16 protein-coding genes are annotated in these 16,088 nt (G+C 59.6%); 2 read left to right on the forward strand and 14 right to left on the reverse strand.

Annotation, left to right across the window (positions count from 1 at the left end; all coding sequences use genetic code 11):
* Positions 1-224 precede the first annotated feature (224 nt).
* Positions 225-1,100 carry a radical SAM/SPASM domain-containing protein gene (locus BCM02_RS04735; protein ID WP_148927860.1) on the reverse strand — a complete coding sequence of 292 codons (876 nt, stop codon included), beginning with the start codon at positions 1,098-1,100 and terminating at the stop codon, positions 225-227.
* A gap of 78 nt (positions 1,101-1,178) precedes the next feature.
* Positions 1,179-1,763, reverse strand: a complete 585-nt coding sequence (locus BCM02_RS04740) for a helix-turn-helix domain-containing protein (RefSeq protein WP_148927861.1) — start codon at positions 1,761-1,763, stop codon at positions 1,179-1,181.
* 228 nt (positions 1,764-1,991) lie between these two features.
* Here BCM02_RS04740 and BCM02_RS04745 point away from each other — a divergent pair, with 228 nt between their 5' ends.
* Positions 1,992-3,422 (forward strand): hypothetical protein, encoded by a 1,431-nt coding sequence (locus BCM02_RS04745; protein ID WP_148927862.1) that lies wholly within the window; start codon positions 1,992-1,994, stop codon positions 3,420-3,422.
* A gap of 34 nt (positions 3,423-3,456) precedes the next feature.
* On the opposite strand, the gene BCM02_RS04750 is transcribed toward BCM02_RS04745, so the two are convergent.
* From BCM02_RS04750 to BCM02_RS04760, 4 genes are all read right to left on the reverse strand, one after another.
* Positions 3,457-4,704, reverse strand: coding sequence for a hypothetical protein (locus BCM02_RS04750; RefSeq protein ID WP_148927863.1), 1,248 nt, complete (start codon positions 4,702-4,704; stop codon positions 3,457-3,459).
* 31 nt (positions 4,705-4,735) lie between these two features.
* Positions 4,736-5,041: a histidine phosphatase family protein gene (locus BCM02_RS36260; protein WP_281288137.1), complete on the reverse strand. Its 306-nt coding sequence runs from the start codon at positions 5,039-5,041 to the stop codon at positions 4,736-4,738.
* Positions 4,990-5,376 (reverse strand): histidine phosphatase family protein, encoded by a 387-nt coding sequence (locus BCM02_RS36265; RefSeq protein ID WP_281288138.1) that lies wholly within the window; start codon positions 5,374-5,376, stop codon positions 4,990-4,992. The genes BCM02_RS36260 and BCM02_RS36265 overlap by 52 nt, the downstream gene beginning before the upstream one ends.
* Positions 5,377-5,539: 163 nt before the next feature.
* A complete protein-coding gene (locus BCM02_RS04760) occupies positions 5,540-6,025 on the reverse strand; it encodes an ASCH domain-containing protein (protein ID WP_148927864.1) in 486 nt (161 codons plus the stop codon).
* Between the two features lie 221 nt (positions 6,026-6,246).
* Between BCM02_RS04760 and BCM02_RS04765 the strand changes: the two genes are divergently transcribed.
* On the forward strand, positions 6,247-6,435 hold the full coding sequence (locus BCM02_RS04765) for a hypothetical protein (RefSeq protein WP_148927865.1): 189 nt from the start codon (positions 6,247-6,249) through the stop codon (positions 6,433-6,435).
* A gap of 82 nt (positions 6,436-6,517) precedes the next feature.
* On the opposite strand, the gene BCM02_RS04770 is transcribed toward BCM02_RS04765, so the two are convergent.
* The 8 genes from BCM02_RS04770 to BCM02_RS04805 all read right to left on the reverse strand — a co-directional run bounded on the left by BCM02_RS04770 (position 6,518) and on the right by BCM02_RS04805 (position 15,989).
* Positions 6,518-7,132: a hypothetical protein gene (locus BCM02_RS04770; RefSeq protein WP_148927866.1), complete on the reverse strand. Its 615-nt coding sequence runs from the start codon at positions 7,130-7,132 to the stop codon at positions 6,518-6,520.
* Positions 7,133-7,263: 131 nt separating this feature from the next.
* Positions 7,264-8,952, reverse strand: a complete 1,689-nt coding sequence (locus tag BCM02_RS04775) for an ABC transporter substrate-binding protein (RefSeq protein ID WP_148927867.1) — start codon at positions 8,950-8,952, stop codon at positions 7,264-7,266.
* 60 nt (positions 8,953-9,012) lie between these two features.
* A complete protein-coding gene (gene opp4C / locus BCM02_RS04780; RefSeq protein ID WP_148927975.1) occupies positions 9,013-9,891 on the reverse strand; it encodes an oligopeptide ABC transporter permease in 879 nt (292 codons plus the stop codon).
* A 71-nt stretch (positions 9,892-9,962) separates the two neighbouring features.
* The gene (locus BCM02_RS04785) at positions 9,963-10,913 is read right to left on the reverse strand and encodes an ABC transporter permease (protein WP_148927868.1); all 951 of its coding nucleotides are present in this window, start codon (positions 10,911-10,913) and stop codon (positions 9,963-9,965) included.
* On the reverse strand, positions 10,879-11,928 hold the full coding sequence (locus tag BCM02_RS04790) for an ABC transporter ATP-binding protein (protein ID WP_148927869.1): 1,050 nt from the start codon (positions 11,926-11,928) through the stop codon (positions 10,879-10,881). Before BCM02_RS04790 ends, BCM02_RS04785 begins: the two co-directional genes overlap by 35 nt.
* A gap of 24 nt (positions 11,929-11,952) precedes the next feature.
* Positions 11,953-12,933, reverse strand: coding sequence for an ABC transporter ATP-binding protein (locus tag BCM02_RS04795; RefSeq protein ID WP_148927870.1), 981 nt, complete (start codon positions 12,931-12,933; stop codon positions 11,953-11,955).
* Between the two features lie 253 nt (positions 12,934-13,186).
* Positions 13,187-13,732: a hypothetical protein gene (locus BCM02_RS04800; RefSeq protein ID WP_148927871.1), complete on the reverse strand. Its 546-nt coding sequence runs from the start codon at positions 13,730-13,732 to the stop codon at positions 13,187-13,189.
* Between the two features lie 151 nt (positions 13,733-13,883).
* Complete coding sequence (locus BCM02_RS04805; protein ID WP_148927872.1) at positions 13,884-15,989, reverse strand: right-handed parallel beta-helix repeat-containing protein; 2,106 nt, start codon at positions 15,987-15,989, stop codon at positions 13,884-13,886.
* Between the last annotated feature and the right edge of the window lie 99 nt (positions 15,990-16,088).

Consider the following 16,088-nt stretch of genomic DNA (forward strand, 5'->3'; position numbering starts at 1 on the left):
AATAATAAAGCGCTTACAGAAGGGTTGGAATGGTTTCTTTTTTTCATTTGTTGCGTTTTTTTATTCGGCTGCCGCGAATTGTCGATGACCGCAACGCTAATAAGCCGCTTGCAGATATGGCTGCAGCGGCGGATTGGACTAGCGTAGCTCTTTATATGACATGAAAAAGAGCACTCCGTCTCGTTGACGAAATGCCCCGTGGTCCCTCTATATTCGGTTCCGGTTTACGCGCCGAATCGTTGCCTGTACCCGCATCGGCGGCACAGCTCCTCGACGGCTTCGCGGCGCGAAAATCCGTCGACCAGGTTGCTTGCCCGCTCGCCGCTGACGATATCCGCGAAAGGGGTCTCGTTGACGTTGCCCAGATTAATCACGCCCTCTCCGTCCAGGCAGCAAGGCACGACCGTGCCGTTCGACAGGATCGCCGCCTGGCTGCGCAGCGCGTAACAGAAGCCTTTGCCGTCATCCTCGGGCGCGTCCAGGCTTGGCCATTGGAATTCGTGGTCTTGGTTCAAATAGACGTTCTCGGCGATCCGTACGCCGCTGCCCGGCACGACTTTCTCTTCGATGCGGTAGTCCAGCCCGAATTCTTGCTCCAGCACCGCTAACGTCTGGCGGTTGCGCTGGCGCTGCGCGTTCGTGATATTGTCCTCGGTCAAGTTCCACAGCCGGAACGAGAAAATGATCCGATTCGCTTCGGCCTCGCGCACGAAGGCGAGAATCTCCCGCAAGTACCCTTCGCGGTCCGTCGAACCGAGATGCCCGTCGAAGCTATGCAACGAGAAGTTCATCTGGCGCAGCGCCGGCTTGCCGAGCAGCTTGTGCCGGTTCTTCGCGATCAACGTGCCGTTCGTCGTAATGTTGACCTTGATCCCTTTCTCGTGCGCGATATCGAGCAGCAGATCGATCTTCGGATGCAGCAGCGGTTCGCCTTTGACGTGCAAATAAACGTAGCTGGCGAACGGCTTGATCTCATCCAGCCGCTTGGCGAATTCCTCCGGCTTGATGAAATTCTTGGCGCGTTCCGTCGGGGGACAGAACGTGCAGGCGAGATTGCAGACGCTCGTGATTTCTATATATACTTTCTTGAACGCTTTCAACGATAAGGGCCCCATTCCGGTAGTCTATGATGATCGGATGCTAACAAAGCTACCTTCTATAGTACCATAGCCGGGCCGTCAGATGGAATGAATCCGATCTGTCTCGTAGACCAGGATCATCTCGTCCGTCAGCCGTTCGTACACTTCCACCCAGTCCCGCTCGACCAGAATGTCCCGCAGCTCCTCGTCGCCGATCTTCCCGCGTCTGCGCAGCGCCGCCAGCTGTCGTAAACTTTCGAGCGTCGGCTCCGATTCTACGACTTCAACCGATTCGTCCGTTGCTTCCGAATCCGAAACCGCGATTTCCGATATGCGCGCCTTTATCTGGCCAACGTCCTTCGCCGCCCGGGCCGCGTCGAACTGACGGGATAGTCCAAGCAGCAGCTCGTCCAGCGCTTCTTCGTACGATTTGCGCTCGGCGTATCCCGCGCTGCGTTTCATGGACCATACCTGGCGCGCGATATCCAGAATCGTCTTCTCCGCTTCCGTCAGCTTCTCGCCTACCCAATATTGCAACTCCGAGGCCGGAATCTCCCAGCTTCCCCGCTTGCCCCGTCGGTTCCCTCTCAGCTTGCCGACCGCAAGCCACCGATAGACCGTTCCCACATCCTGCTTCAGGATCAAGGCGGCTTCCTCCACCGTGAATAAATACTCGTCGAACATGCGGTTCCTCTCCTCTACTAATCATGATTTGAAGTTATGGTAGTAGAGTTTATGAAGCAACGGATCGTTCCATGTATTGGATTTAAGCGGCGCCGTTAGGAACAAATCTCCGTACGTAAAGCTTCCAACTAACCGCCTCTCCCTCTTTATTAGTAATGAACGTTGGTTGACGCCCACCTCGCCGTGGTATAGAGGAGCAGAGCCATGTAACGGAGGAGGAGCGCGTCTATGCTCATCGAAGACCGGCCGCTGGAGCGGGCCGTGCTGCAATTTATTTTCCCGTTCGCCTACAAGCGCGGCAGCGACGAACGGCTCATCCTAGAGCTGCTCGCGGATCGGTTCGTGCCGTTCCGGCTGGACGATCTGTCGCAGGAGCGAGCGTTCTACGGTCCGCGTTACGGCGTTTCGCATCAAGCGCTGGAACGCTATTTCATGCCCTACTCGTGCTGTATTCTGTTCCCGCGCAGCGCTTCGGATCAGAACGGGTTCCGCCGTTATGCCAAGACGATCGGCAAAGCCTGCACGCTGCGGACGGAACGCGGAGACATGCCGTTTAGGCTCCATGCCGCCGAAGTCATCGTCTGTCCGTTCGACCTCGGTTTCATTACGCTGCGCATCGAACTTGCGCACCAGGACCTCTCATTCGGCGAAGCGCTGGAATTCGCGGATCGGTTCCGCGTGCTGCAGGATGTCTCGACCAAAGACAAACGGACCAGCGTGCTCGGCGCGCGGGGCGAGTTCACGCAGACGGAGGATTTTATTTTCCGCGAAATCGTCCGCTCCTTGCTCCCCCATCTGGATAACGAAGTGACCGAAGGCGCTTATTTCGAGACGCTGCCGTTCTTCATCGACGAGCGGATGTATGTCCAATCGTTATTTCAATTCAAAGAAGAAGCCGCGATCTCCGACATGGATCTGTTCCGCGCGCTTCATCTCGACGGTCTCGACGAGGCGGGCGATCCGTATGCAAGCGCGGGCAATGCCGCGTACATGGCCGAATACGTGCACGAGCGCCGCTATGATCGCTGGGCCCCCCGTACGCGCTATGCGATGAACGAGAATGCCTTCGCTTGCTTGACGCAGGAAGGGGACGTTCGTTGCGAGCGACTCGCGACCCAACTTTTCGGCGAGCATTATTATGGCGTGTTGATGAGTCTTTTTCACAAAATCGCGCTCCTCAAGCTGGCCAACCAGTATTCGCATCTGAACGTCGAACGCGACCACCGGTCCGTGCAGCGGCTCATCCGCCAGATCAACGCGTTCTCCGCCAAATATTATTTCAGCGAGCTGGCCGCCAACGTCCAAGGAAGCGAGATGTTCCTCCAGCTGCGACGCGTATTCGGCAGCCATGCGTTGTTCGAGGACGTGAAGGAAACGCTCGCCGACCTATTCCGGTACCAGGAAAATTACCAAGCGAAGGGCCAGAACAATTTGCTGCTCATCCTGACGCTCTATACGGTCGTCGGCGGGATTTACGGCATGAACCAGGTCATCGAAGACCTGAAAGGCGACATCGACTGGTCCAAACTGGCCGAGTACTCGGTATTCGAGTACATCGCGCTCTTCATCACGTTGACCGGGTTGATCGTCGGCATCGCGCTGGCCGTCATCGTCGCGTTCAGGTGGGTGAGCGAGCGAAGAGCGATGCGAGATAAGTGAACCCCCGCCCGCGCAAAAAGATCATTATTCGGGATTACGACTGCTGATAGACGGTTGCGGTGCGACAGCACGAGCCGCACGAGAACGTATAGAACATACCTTGGGCAAGACGATCGAATTCCCCGAGGTCAACTTGGGCGACGAACTTCATCGTGCCGCGGCAGGTCGGGCATGCCGGATAACGAGCATCCTGCACCCACGACGGGAAGCCGCCGATCTGCGATACCGATATGCCTAACGTCCAATCGGCCGCTTCATAGGCGTCCCGTCGCCGGTCGGAGAGAAACCTAGTCGCCGGGGCGACCGCTCCGTCTCCATCTCCTCTCGGGGGAAGATCGTCCGGTTTGCGGTTGCCGGGATACCAGCAATAGTCACCGGTAGACGAAATATCCATGTACAGATCCTCGTAACAGCCGCAGTGCATGCATGTCGCGACGCGCAGCCGATTCGTCTCCAATGCCAGGGAACCGAGCTTCTCCGAGCCCGGAATCAAATCGAGCAAAGTCATTAGTTTGCCGGAGCACCACGGGCAGACGGCGTCCGACTCGGCAAGCAGCTTTACGACGTCGTTCTCCTTGGCTGCATCCATCCCCTCGTTTAACCCGAAGCATGCCATGTCGAACAAATCGCGCCGCTCGCCTTCAGACGTGATCTCCCAGCCGGCCGCGTGGGAAGCCGTCTTCAACTCGATCACGCGCCACACCTCATTCTCCGAAGCTTCGGCCCGCCATCTCCGGAACGCCGAGACGGCCTCCTCGGTGCCCGTCCAGGCTAACGCCGCCAATTTGGCGCCTTGATACCCACCGCTCAACTCGATGTCGTCGACAAGACATCGGGCTACTGCAGATCCCGCGTTACGATAGAGAATGCCGGGGAAGTATACGTCCTTCTGCATCAGCGCCGGCAGACAATCCGCTAACGATGCGCCGCATAGGCAGACCAGAGAGACCAGGATTTCGATCGCGACCGCGTCGTCTCCTTGCTCGAGCTGCCGCATCGCGTGTTGCTTCATCCTCGTCTGCGCTCCCGGCGTTAAGCGCTTGAACAAATCCGCCCGGCTTAACGGATAAGGAACTTCGTGCGCGGCCGAACGATAAGGCATTCTTCCCATCATCGTGATCAAGATGTCGACCGGATCGCTTAATCCCGCATATGGGTCCACCTCGACTGGATCCGAGAGGTGTCCGACCCCTGCTATCCTCATCGCCTTATCCGCATTCGGTTTGTCTCCGAAATAATAAGCCCGTATTCTTGCTCGGTCCAATCGTTCTTGCTCGTCCATTCCCCGTTCCTCCTGCGTCTCGTCTTCGTTGTTATCGCAAAAAATCCAGCTTCCGAAGGAAACCGGATTGTAATACCCGAATATGCGGACCGCGCTGACTCGCTTCGCCCGACTCCTCCCGGAAGTGGCTCGTGTCCCCGTGCAAAATAATGCTCGGGATATCTTGCACGATCTCGATTTTGCTCAGACATGTCGGGAGAATGTACGGCGGCCCCCAGATCGCGTTCATCGCGCGCTGCTCGAAATAGGCCAACAGCACCTTCACGACGACCGTATGCGTCACGTTCAGGATGGATTGGCCGGCATGCAGCGGCAGCAGCTCGCCCAGCTTGGCCATCGCCCGGTCTTCCACCTCCCGCTTCCTTCCACGCGGAAGGCGTCCGGCTCTTCCCAGAACCGTTGAAATTGAAGCGGATCTTGACGTTTGGCCTCCTCCAGCGCCAGCCCTTCCCATACGCCGAGGTAGAGCTCCTTGAACGCGTCGGTAGGCTGAATCAGGGCATCCGTTCCGATCCCCTGCGCGATCAGCGAGGCGGTCTTCATCGTGCGCGCGCTCGAGCTCGCGTAGATGGCGTCGATGGCAGTCCCGTGCAGCGATTCGCCCAGCCACAACGCCTGGTTGCGGCCAAGCGGCGTCAAAGATGCCCTTGAAATCGCTTCGTCACGTTCCATTCCGTCTCGCCGTGACCAAGGTGAAACGGGTGTCGCCGTCTTTTAGCGGCGCGGCGCGTTACATTCCGGAGAAATACAATATGGATGAATAAACGTGAAACTTATACATTCTTGTATTTGAACCAAGTAGACGGTTGTTTTCTTATCCATGTTAAGCTTCCCCTTACGCTTCAGTTGGGCGTTCCAATGCCTTGTCCGTCTCATGCAACCGCTTGAATAACGCATGGCCTAGTCCGGGATAGGCAGACAAACGGCAATACGATTGCGGTGCCGTGAATCGGTACGCATCGCGGAGCTCTTCCAGCGGCATCGGCTCGATTTCGCGAATGGTCCGCACCGGAAGCGCATAACCTTGCTCAAGTCCGGCAAAATAGGTAACAATACTCTCAATCGTTCCAGTGCCTTCCTGTTCGGCCAACCGGCCTAACCGCTCGGGCGCGTCCACGATCGGGGCGTCGAACTCCACGTATGCTCGAATCGCTTTGACCGGCGAGCTCACGTAAATGAACGCCCGTACCGGAGCCTTCATGAATTTGCGGCGGAATTCGTATTTCTTGCTGCCGGCAAGCATTTGCCCGTACGGCGTCGGCTGCAAGCTAAGTATGATGGAGCGGACGGCGGTCGAGGCGCCAATTTCGTTCGTTTGCATGAAGCCGCTTCCTTCCGTTCTTATTTAGTTGAAATCACGTGATGTATTCCACCTTATTGCGCAGGTCGAGTTTAGCCGCTTTTCATGGATCGCCTCCGATTTCCAACAATAGGAAACCAAAACTTTTTCGCGCTACCCACCCAAATGAAAGCGCGCTCCGAACATTGTAAGTAATAGTCGGCCAACCCGCACGCACAACATGACAAAGGAGCGCGATCGCAATGACCATCATGGATCTCCGGAAGAAAAAGGGAACGGTACATTACATCGGATTCGACGAAATGAAAAAAATGTGGGTGTACACCCTTCAAGACATGTTCGACCGGAAACGGACCTTCGCCGTCATCGCCGGTCAGATGGACGTGATCGAGCTGCTCAGCCTGAAAGGCTTGAATTTGTGCAAGCACTGAGGACAAGTTCCCGGATCATATAGAGGCTAAGGCTGCTGCCGAAGAGGAGCGGCCTTTTTTGCTTATGAACGCCTAATTTCCGCTAGTCCTGCTCCCCGTCCACTTCCCGCTTCATAAAGTGATCGTCCTTCACACCCCACCGCTGCAATAGCGGCTCGCACGGCTCGTACCAATCCCGATTCCCGTCTGACCCGTCAATCCTGCTGCAAATGCCGAATGGGCTGCCACAATATGCGCGATATGCAGCTTTCGATCGATTCGCGTAATCCAAGTCCACTTCTAGTTCCGGCAATAGGAGCGGCACATGCTTATCTCCTCGTTCGACCCAGTGAAAGCAAAATTGTTCCGGGCACTGCTTCCCTCGCGTCTCCTTGTATCGGTAAAGGAGCGGCATCGCTTCGCGATCAACCGTTGTTATTTTCCAATCCTCAAGTTCCCTCGCGATATGGAGAAGCAGCCTTCGGCACCGATCGAAATAGACATGCTCCCCGTTCGTCCGGGACAAGTGTTGAATGGCGTTGTGCGCCCTGTTCATGAAGACCGGAATGGCGGACCACGCCGAGCTGACATACAACGCGACAATGTGATTCATGTAAGAGACGAGCGAATAGTAGATCGAATTGCGCCGATAGCAATTCGGAGGCATTGCGGCTTCGTCGTTCATCTCTTTCAATATGGAGAGCACGGCTTCGTTCATTGGTACGCTCCCTTGCAATCGTTTGGTAATACCCGCTTTTCATTATAGCAATGCCACCCAATACCTGGAAACCACGAAAAGGCCGCCAGTCGCTTGGACCAGCCGCCTCTCCTATGACGCTTACGCGCCGCTTACTCCGCCAAATCCCATTCGTTGACTCGATTGAACATGCCCAAATTGAGCGGCTTGCCGACGAGCACGTTTTTGGCCACCGCCTGAAGCCGTTTCTCCGAATACACGCTGATCGTCGGCAGCTCGTCATGCAGAATCTGCTGCAGCTCGTCGTAGATGACGTGCCGTTTGGCCGAATCCGACTCGGTCGCGCCTTGATGGATCAGCTCGTCGACGCGCGGATTGCTATACAGAATGAAATTGTTCCCGTTGCCGCTCTCGAACAGCGAGAAGTAGTTGCTTGGTTCGATATAATAATCGCGGTTGAAGATCGTCAGCTCATACTGCTGATTATCCACCTTGTCGATCAAGGTGCCGAAATCATACTTCTGCACGTCGATCTTGAAGCCGACGTCCGTCAGGTTCTGCACGAGAATGTCGGCCGCTTGCTCGCGCACCTTGTTGCCGACCGGGATGAGGAACCGGAGCGGCTTCTTCGCATCCCAGCCGGATTCCGCCAGCAGCGCCTTTGCTTTGTCCGGATCGTAGGTATACGGCGTCAGCTTGTCGTTGTAGTACGGATTATCGCTCGGCACGCTGCCGTCGATGACCTCCGCCTGGCCTTTGAACAATTGTTCCACGATGAGCTGTCGGTTCAGCGCGTAGGCGATCGCTTGACGGACCTTCGCGTCCGGCAGCGACTTCGTATTGAAGAAAATTTCCGCCGGCTCCGACGGGCCGCTGGAGTCGACGTTCACGTTGGCCAGCGCCTTCACTTTTTCGTATTCGGTAATCGGGATGAGTCCGACCGGCAAGGAATTCAGCTGGACATCCCCCGTTTGCAGTTGGGCCACGAGGTTGGTGGCCGGCAGCACTTTGACGAAGATTTTGTCCAGCTTCGCCACCGGACGGTAATAGTTGTCGTTGCGCTTCACTTCCGTATACTGATCCTTGCGGAAATTCGCGTATTGGAACGGTCCGATCGTCACCTCCGGCTTCTGGAAATACGGGTGCGTGTTCAGCTGGTCGGCCGACACGTCCTTCAACACGTGCTCGGGCAGGAAGTACACTTTCGTGGCGAACGTCTCCTTGAAAATGTTCGGGTCGATCGGCGTCTTCGTCTTCAGCTCGAACGTATGTTCATCGACGACCTTCAGCCCCGTCAGCTCGCTTTGACCTTCCGGCAGCTTGCCCGCATCGTCCGTGCCTTCGACGAAGTTCAGCCGGAACGAGCTCTCGACCTTCGGATTGAGCGCGGACAGCAGCGTGAATCGGACGTCCGCGGTCGTGAACGGTTGTCCGTCGTTCCACTTCGCGGCCGGGTTCAGCTTCACGACGTACGTCTGATTGTCGGCAGTCTCGACGGAATCGGCGAGTTTGGGCAGAAATTCGAACGACGTATTGATATCGAGCAGCGCGTCGTTCAGCAGCGCCTGGACGGTCTTGGACGCGGAGTCGCCTTGGTCGTTGATTTGGTTCAGCGTAATCGGCGAATTGACGATGCCGATCGTGACCACCTTCTCCTTGGCGGCCGGCGGCTCGGCGGCTTCTTCCGGCGCGGCTTTCGCGGCCGTCTCTTGCGCGGCTGTCTCGGCCGGCGCGGCGCCGCTGGAATCGCCGGCGTTATTGCCGTTCGAGCTGCAAGCGGCAAGCAGGATGAGCAGGCAAGCGAGGATTATGGCATGCGGAATGCGAAGCGATCGTTTCAATTGGACTTCCCCCTTATTCGTCTAAAATAGTCGATGGCCTGTACGTCCGTATCGCGCGTGCTAGGCTTTCGGATCGAGCGCGTCGCGAAGGCCGTCGCCGACGAAGTTGATCGCCAGCACGGTCACGAGCAGCATCGACCCGGCCGGCACCCACAGCCACGGCTGTTCGGTCAGCACCGTGAGCGACTGCGCCTCGGACAGCATATTGCCCCAGCTGGCGGTCGGCGGCTGGACGCCCATGCCGAGGAAACTCAGCCCGGCCTCGCTCAGTATCGCGCTCGCGATGCCGAACGTCGCGTTGACAATGATCGGGCCGGCCGTATTCGGCAGAATGTGCCGGAACAGGAGGCGAGGCGTGCCGTAACCGAGCGCTCGCCCGGCCGTTACGAAATCCTGCGCCTTCAGCGACAGCACGTTGCTGCGGACGAGCAGCGCGACGGATGGCCATGAGAACAAGGCGATAACGGCAATGATCGTCGGCAGACTCGCGCCGACGGCGCTGACGATGACGAGGATCACCATCATGAACGGGAACGCGAGGAACATGTCGGTCAGCCGCATAATCGCCGCGTCGATCCAGCCGCCGAAGTAAGCCGAGACCAGGCCGACGAGCGTGCCGAACGCCACGTAGATCGCCACGGTCGCGAAGCCGACGATTAACGAGACCCGGGCGGCGATAATGAGCCGGCTGAGGACGTCGCGCCCGACCTGGTCCGTCCCCAGCCAATGCGAGGCGGATGGCGGCGCGGAGAATTGCGCCGTCACGGCATAGGGCGAATGCGGCATCAGCCACGGCGCGAGGATGGCGGTCAGCGCCAGCGCAACGGTCACCGCAAGACCCAGGACGGCAAGTCTGTGCCTGGCGAACCTGCGAGCCGCTTGGCGCAAGCCGTTCTCCGGCGCAGCCTCCTGGGTCGGGTGCGGCTCCGCCGCGTGCATTGCGGCAGCGTCTAATCGCAGTTCGGAATGGCTCATGCGGGATATCCCTCCCTTTTAGTGCGTGTCCTCCGTTACCTATATTTGATACGCGGATCGGCGAGCGCGTACAGCACGTCGACGAGCAGATTCGTCGTCAGGACGACGATCGCCGCCACGAGATTGAGCGCCATCAGCGTCGGATAATCGCGCGACAGGATGGACTGCATCGTTAGCTGACCGATGCCCGGCCATTGGAAGATTTGCTCGATAATGATACTCCCGCCGAGCAGCGCGGGAATCTCCATCCCGAACACGGCGATGATCGGCAGCAGCGCGTTGCGCAGCGCATGCTTGTGGGTCACCGCGAATTCGCGCACGCCTTTCGCCCGGGCGGTCCGCAAGTAATCCTGCTGAAGCACGTCGAGCATGCTCGCTCTCACGTAGCGAATCTTCTTGCCGATAACGACGACGGCCAGCACGCTTACGGGCAGAATGAGATGGAGCAAGGTATCTAGCACGCCCCCGTCCCCGTTCAGCGTCTGCATGCCGCCGGTAGGCAGCAGCCGAAGCTTCAGCGCGAACAAGTAGAGCAAGCCAAGCGCTAGAAAGAAGGACGGCAGCGAGGTCCCTACGAAGGAGAGTCCGGTCAGGAAATAGTCCCACTTGGTATTGTGCCGGACGGCGCTGAAGATCCCGATGGGCAGCGCGACGAGCAGGCCGGCGATCAAGGCGGAGAACGCCAGCAATAACGTCGGCCCGATCCGCTCCTGGATGAGGCCGGCGACCGGCGCGTACGAGCTGAACGAATAGCCAAGCTCGCCTTGCAAGAGCTGGAGGAGCCACTGCCAATACTGGACGAAGAACGGACTGTTCAGCCCGAGCATCTCCTTCTTCGCCTCGATTAGCTCGGGCGGCGTGTTCGGGTTGATGAACATCTCCACCGGATTGCCCGGCGCCAGCTTGATGATGAAGAAATTAATGACGGTTATGCCGAGCAGCACCGGCATGCTAACGAGCAGCCGTCTCGCGACGAACGAGACCATGCGTCTCCTCCTCTCCCGTGCCGCCAAGCGGATAATGGCAGGCGACCGCATGCGCGCCGCCGGTTAACGCGGGCTCTTCCGCCACGCATCGCGGCATCGCGATCGGGCAGCGTGTATGGAACCGGCAGCCGGACGGCGGGTTCGAGGCGCTCGGCACGTCGCCTTCCGGAACGAGGATCGCCCGCCCGCGCCGCCTCGGATCGGACACCGGACTCGCGTTCAGCAGCATCCGGGTATACGGATGCTTCGGCGAAGCGAACAAGGCGCGCTTATCCGCGATCTCCACGATCGTCCCCAAATACATGACCGCCACCCGCGTGCTGATATAATGCACGGCACCCAAGCCGTGCGCGATGAATATGTAGGTCAGATCCAACTCCCGCTGCAGATCTTGCAGCAAATGAAGGATTTGCGCCTGCACCGAGACGTCGAGCGCCGATACCGGCTCGTCGCATACAATCAGCTTCGGCGTAACCGCGAGCGCGCGCGCGATCCCGATGCGCTGGCGCTGGCCGCCGGAGAACTGGTGCGGATAGCGGCCGGCGCTTGCGCGCGGCAGGCCGACCAGCTCCAGCAGACGATGAGCAAGCCGGAGCGCTTCGCCCTTGCCGGCGAGCCGGTGGGCAAGCAGCGGTTCGGCCACCAGCTCGCCCGCCGTCATGCGCGGATTCAGCGAAGCATACGGGTCTTGAAAGATCATCTGATAATGCGTTCGATACGGACGCAGCCGGCGTTCCGTCAGCGTCGTCACCTCGTCGCCTTCGTAATAGATCCGGCCTGCGTGCGGCTCCTCTAACCGCAACAGCGTACGGCCGAGCGTCGACTTTCCGCAGCCGGATTCGCCGACGAGTCCGAGCGTCTCGCCGGGGTACACCTCGAGCGTAACGCCGTCGACCGCCCGGATATAACCCGTTGTCCGATTCCAGACCCCTCGGCGTATCGGGTAATACGTGCTGAGTTGGTCCGCTCGCAATAGCGGCGTTGCCTCGCGGCTAGGCTCCGGCATGTGATTCATCTCCTCCGACCTTTTGCATGTGGATCATGACGCCGGACTTTGGCCGGCTAGCCAGCATCGCACGAGGTGAGCGGGCGCGGCAGGCGTCAGCGTCGGCATCTCGCCGCGGCAGCGGTCGGCCGCCGCCGGACACCGCGGATGAAAGCGGCACCCTTGCGGCAACCTTCCGATATCCGGCACGCTGCCGGGTATGGCCTCAAGGCGATAATCCGGACCGTCCGAGATCGCCGGCACCGCCTTCATCAAGCCTCTTGTATACGGATGAAGCGGACGATCAAACAACGTGAAGACGTCGGTCTCCTCCACGATCTGGCCCGCGTACATGACGAGCACGCGGTCCGCCATCTCAGCGACGACGCCCAGGTCGTGCGTGATCAGCAAGATGGCGGTATCGTGATCCGTACGCAGCCGCTTCAAGAGCGCCAATATTTGCGCCTGCACCGTCACGTCGAGCGCGGTCGTCGGCTCGTCGGCGATCAGCAGCTTCGGCTTGCCCGCGATGGCCATCGCGATGACGACCCGCTGCCGCATGCCGCCAGACAGCGAGTGCGGGTATTGCTTCAGCACCTGCTCCGCCCGCGCGATCCCCGCTTCCCGCAACAGCTCCGCCGCGTAGGCGTTCGCCGCCTTCCCCCGCAATCCGGCGTGCAGACGGATCGCCTCCCGTAGTTGATCTCCGATCGTGAGCACCGGGTTCAAGGTGGTCATCGGCTCCTGGAATATCATCGCGGCATCCTTGCCGCGCGCCTTGCGCAGCTCCGCCCCCGACTTCTCCGTAAGTTGCTCCCCCGCCAGACGGATCCGGCCCGGTCCAATCTCTCCGCCCTTGCCCAGCAGGTTCAAGATGGCGAGCGAGGTGACGCTCTTCCCGCTCCCCGACTCGCCGACGATGCAGACGGTCTCGCCCGGCCGCACGGCGAAGCTGATATCGTCAACCGGCCTAACGTCCCCGTTCTCGGTGCGGAACGTCACCGTCAACTCTTCGATTTCGAGCACATGCTTCATGAACGCCTCCGATTCGGATCGGCTATCTATTCCGCCGCTAATTCCTATTTACTCCATCCGAATGGTCGTCTTTTGGTTATAGCCAATCTACCATTATCGGGAAATAACCGTCAATTACTTCCACCATAGATCATTTGAATGGCCGAATTAACGAATTCAATCGGAAAGCACGGCGAAAACCCGCTTTCGCGAATGAAAGCGGGCGTCTTGAATCAAATATTCGAGAAACAGGAGGACCGTTCGCACAATACCGTTATGATCCAGCTTGCACAATCAGGAGCTCGCCGCGTACGCCGCTCCGTGCCGGGGCGTTCTCATTCTCGCTCGGCAGCGCGACGGCAAACTCGTAATCGCCTAGCGGAGCCGGCTCCTCCCCGGATGAACGCCATACGCTCGTCGTCAGCAGGACGCGATCGTCGGCGGTTTGTCCCGGCTTCAACTCGGACGCGACCAAATCGGCCGTGCAGATCGCGCCCGGTTTCTCGGCCAGCCGCGCTCCGGTTGCCCGATGCGCGATGTCGACCACCGCATGGACCGGACAGCTTGAACTGCCGGAAATATAGACGATCGGCTTCTCGCCGGTATTCGTAATCTTCACGTCAACGGCGATTTCATCTCCGGCCAGGATCCGGTTCGATGCCAACCGGACATCATACGCCAGCCCGCCAACCGTCTGCCGAATATGGATTGGCCCCTCCTCGAACGCAGGCGAACGATTCGCCTCGTACAAGTATGCGGCGACCGCGGCTATAACGATTGCGACGAGAGCCGGAAGCAATACGCGCCGAAAGTTCGTCATGGTCATCACCTCTATATAAGGGTAGACCTATAGACGAGCCTTCAAACGTCGATGCTGCATGCGGCCGCCGATTCTTGCCCATCAAGGAACGGCCGGCCCGTTGATGGCGCGAGCGGAATGGATCGTCGCCGAGCTTCCCCTGTCGCGATGATTACCGGACGCGAGGACCGAAGCTCGTCAAATCGATATCCTTCCACCCCAGCCGGTAAGCCGGCGAGTCCGGCAGCAGCCGGTAGTCGCCCGCCGTCGGGTCCGCGAAGCGCGGATCGGCGTTGATCGTCGCCGCGTCGTACGCACCGCCTAGCATCGAGCGCCACGTCTCCCACGCGTATTCCCGGCCCCAGACCGGATTGTCGCCGAGCGGCTCGGCAGGCAGCTTTCCGGTGACGCGGCTTGGCTCGCCTTCGCGCCAATACAAGTTCCGATCGCAGACGCGAAGTCGCTCCGGGGTCCAATTGACGCAGCAGTACAGGTGACCGGAGTTCGCGACGATATTGCGCTCGATCGCAAGCTCCCGGTTCGCCTCGCCGGCCATCTCCTGCGACCCGATCGCACAGGCCGCGTCCGGGTTATCGACGATCAGATTGTTCGCGATCCGATTGCCGATGCCCTTGGCGAAGATCGCCATCCACAGCTTGCCGTCGCCGTCGCTGTACAGATGGTCGAGCAGGTTGCCCGTCACTTCGACGTCATCCGAGGCGTCGTCGAGATAGATGCCGAAGCCGAACGAGAAATGGATGCCGCTGTGATGAAGCCGGTTGCCGCATATCCGGTTGCCGCGGCCGATGCCCCACGATTCGATCATGCCCCCGTCCTGGCTGTCGGTCATCACCTCCGAAATATCGTTGCCATAAATAAGGTTGTTCCTCGTAAAGAGAAAATCCCAATGGTTGTCCCAGGTCACCGCCTCCCCGCGCAGCCGGTCGGGCATGGCGCCGAAGCGAAGCCCCTTTAGCGAGATGCCGTAGCGCGGCATCCGCTCGATCCGGTTGTGGGCGATCTCGTTATCGCCGCTCTGGAAGAGGACGATGCCGCTGCCATGGCCGATCAGTTCGCCTCCGTGCCGAATCCGGTTGTCCGCGATGACATGCCCCCGGTTGCGATGCGCAAGCTCGGCCGTCGCGAAATCCCCTTCGCCCGGCGCATAGCCGCAAGCGTAGATGCCGGAATGACCGAACCGCTCCACCACGTTGCCCACGATCGAGAACCGCTCCGCGCTCCGGTCTAGAAATATGCCGCACGTCCCAGACTGGCTGATCGTACACCGATCAATGCGGACGTCCGAGGCATAACGCGCATAGATGACGCCGCTCCGGTTCGCTTCCGGCTCGCAATTGTCCATGCCCGGTTCGGATCGCATCATGATGTGATCGGCATGGGCATCGGTGCCCGCCAGGCGAAACCCCTGAAAGGTAAGCCCGGACGCCATTCGGTCCTCGCTCTCCCCCGCGATCTCGATCAACCGCATCATGGAAGGCGCAATGATCGTCTGCTCCGCCGGAGACTGCACGCCCGCGGCCGGAATGTAATATAACCATTCCTCGCGTTCTTCGAGATGGAACTGGCCGGGCTCGCGCAGAAACTCCAACGCCCCCTGCAGGTAATAGCGGGAATGCGCGCCGATTCCCCACGTGCACGGACGCTCAAAGACGATACGCCGCCGGTCGGCGTCGACCTCCGCGACCGGAATCGTCTCGGTGAACCAGTTCCATTCCCCTTCGCCTGGCCAGACATGGGCTTGCAGCGCGCTCGTATCGGCCGGCACCGGGAAGTCGCCCTCCAGATAGCCGATACCCTCGCGCTCCTCCCCATCGAGCGAGGCCGCGCTCAACAAATAGCCGGCAGCCGGCCATCTCGCCTTCGCGACCCGAATACCGTCCGCGTACAGCGTCTGGAATCGCGTCCCCGGCTCCACGCGCGTTCTCCAGACGTTACCGCGCCAGCGCTCCCATCCGCCGAGCAACCTGCCGCCCGTCAGAATTGGCGTCTCTCCCTCCGCATTGCGATAGACGACCGGACATCGCGCGACGTCCGCGTCATCCGGTCCGAATCGCAGCGGTTCCGCAAGCGGATAGATGCCGCCGCGCAGATCGACCGTGATGGCATCCGCATCTCCGCCACGTATCGCTTCCTGGACGGCGGCTTGCGCCCGCCGGATCGTCGCGAACGGCCGATCCCGGCTCCCTTCGTTCCCGTCGTCGCCATGTTTCCCGCAGACGAACAGCGACAGCATGGTCTCTCTTCCCGCCTCTCCCACCGTGCGCACTCCCCTTCCGCGAGCGCCGCGCGAATCGGGGAAGGACATGCCGTCCCTTCCCCGCTCATGCAACCTTCGCCCGCAATGTTATTCCTTCTT

This window comes from Paenibacillus methanolicus (genome assembly GCF_008124765.1).
In the GTDB taxonomy this organism is placed as follows: domain Bacteria; phylum Bacillota; class Bacilli; order Paenibacillales; family Paenibacillaceae; genus Paenibacillus_Z; species Paenibacillus_Z methanolicus.

What these genes read in the sequence shown, in the direction of transcription:
- BCM02_RS04740 (WP_148927861.1), bottom strand. Translation starts at nt 1,763, where the DNA reads ATGTTCGACGAGTATTTATTCACGGTGGAGGAAGCCGCCTTGATCCTG.
- opp4C (WP_148927975.1), bottom strand. Translation starts at nt 9,891, where the DNA reads ATGCACGCGGCGGAGCCGCACCCGACCCAGGAGGCTGCGCCGGAGAAC.
- BCM02_RS36260 (WP_281288137.1), bottom strand. Translation starts at nt 5,041, where the DNA reads ATGGCCAAGCTGGGCGAGCTGCTGCCGCTGCATGCCGGCCAATCCATC.
- BCM02_RS04770 (WP_148927866.1), bottom strand. Translation starts at nt 7,132, where the DNA reads ATGAACGAAGCCGTGCTCTCCATATTGAAAGAGATGAACGACGAAGCC.
- BCM02_RS36265 (WP_281288138.1), bottom strand. Translation starts at nt 5,376, where the DNA reads ATGGAACGTGACGAAGCGATTTCAAGGGCATCTTTGACGCCGCTTGGC.
- BCM02_RS04765 (WP_148927865.1), top strand. Translation starts at nt 6,247, where the DNA reads ATGACCATCATGGATCTCCGGAAGAAAAAGGGAACGGTACATTACATC.
- BCM02_RS04795 (WP_148927870.1), bottom strand. Translation starts at nt 12,933, where the DNA reads ATGAAGCATGTGCTCGAAATCGAAGAGTTGACGGTGACGTTCCGCACC.
- BCM02_RS04800 (WP_148927871.1), bottom strand. Translation starts at nt 13,732, where the DNA reads ATGACGAACTTTCGGCGCGTATTGCTTCCGGCTCTCGTCGCAATCGTT.
- BCM02_RS04790 (WP_148927869.1), bottom strand. Translation starts at nt 11,928, where the DNA reads ATGAATCACATGCCGGAGCCTAGCCGCGAGGCAACGCCGCTATTGCGA.
- BCM02_RS04750 (WP_148927863.1), bottom strand. Translation starts at nt 4,704, where the DNA reads ATGGACGAGCAAGAACGATTGGACCGAGCAAGAATACGGGCTTATTAT.
- BCM02_RS04745 (WP_148927862.1), top strand. Translation starts at nt 1,992, where the DNA reads ATGCTCATCGAAGACCGGCCGCTGGAGCGGGCCGTGCTGCAATTTATT.
- BCM02_RS04760 (WP_148927864.1), bottom strand. Translation starts at nt 6,025, where the DNA reads ATGCAAACGAACGAAATTGGCGCCTCGACCGCCGTCCGCTCCATCATA.
- BCM02_RS04785 (WP_148927868.1), bottom strand. Translation starts at nt 10,913, where the DNA reads ATGGTCTCGTTCGTCGCGAGACGGCTGCTCGTTAGCATGCCGGTGCTG.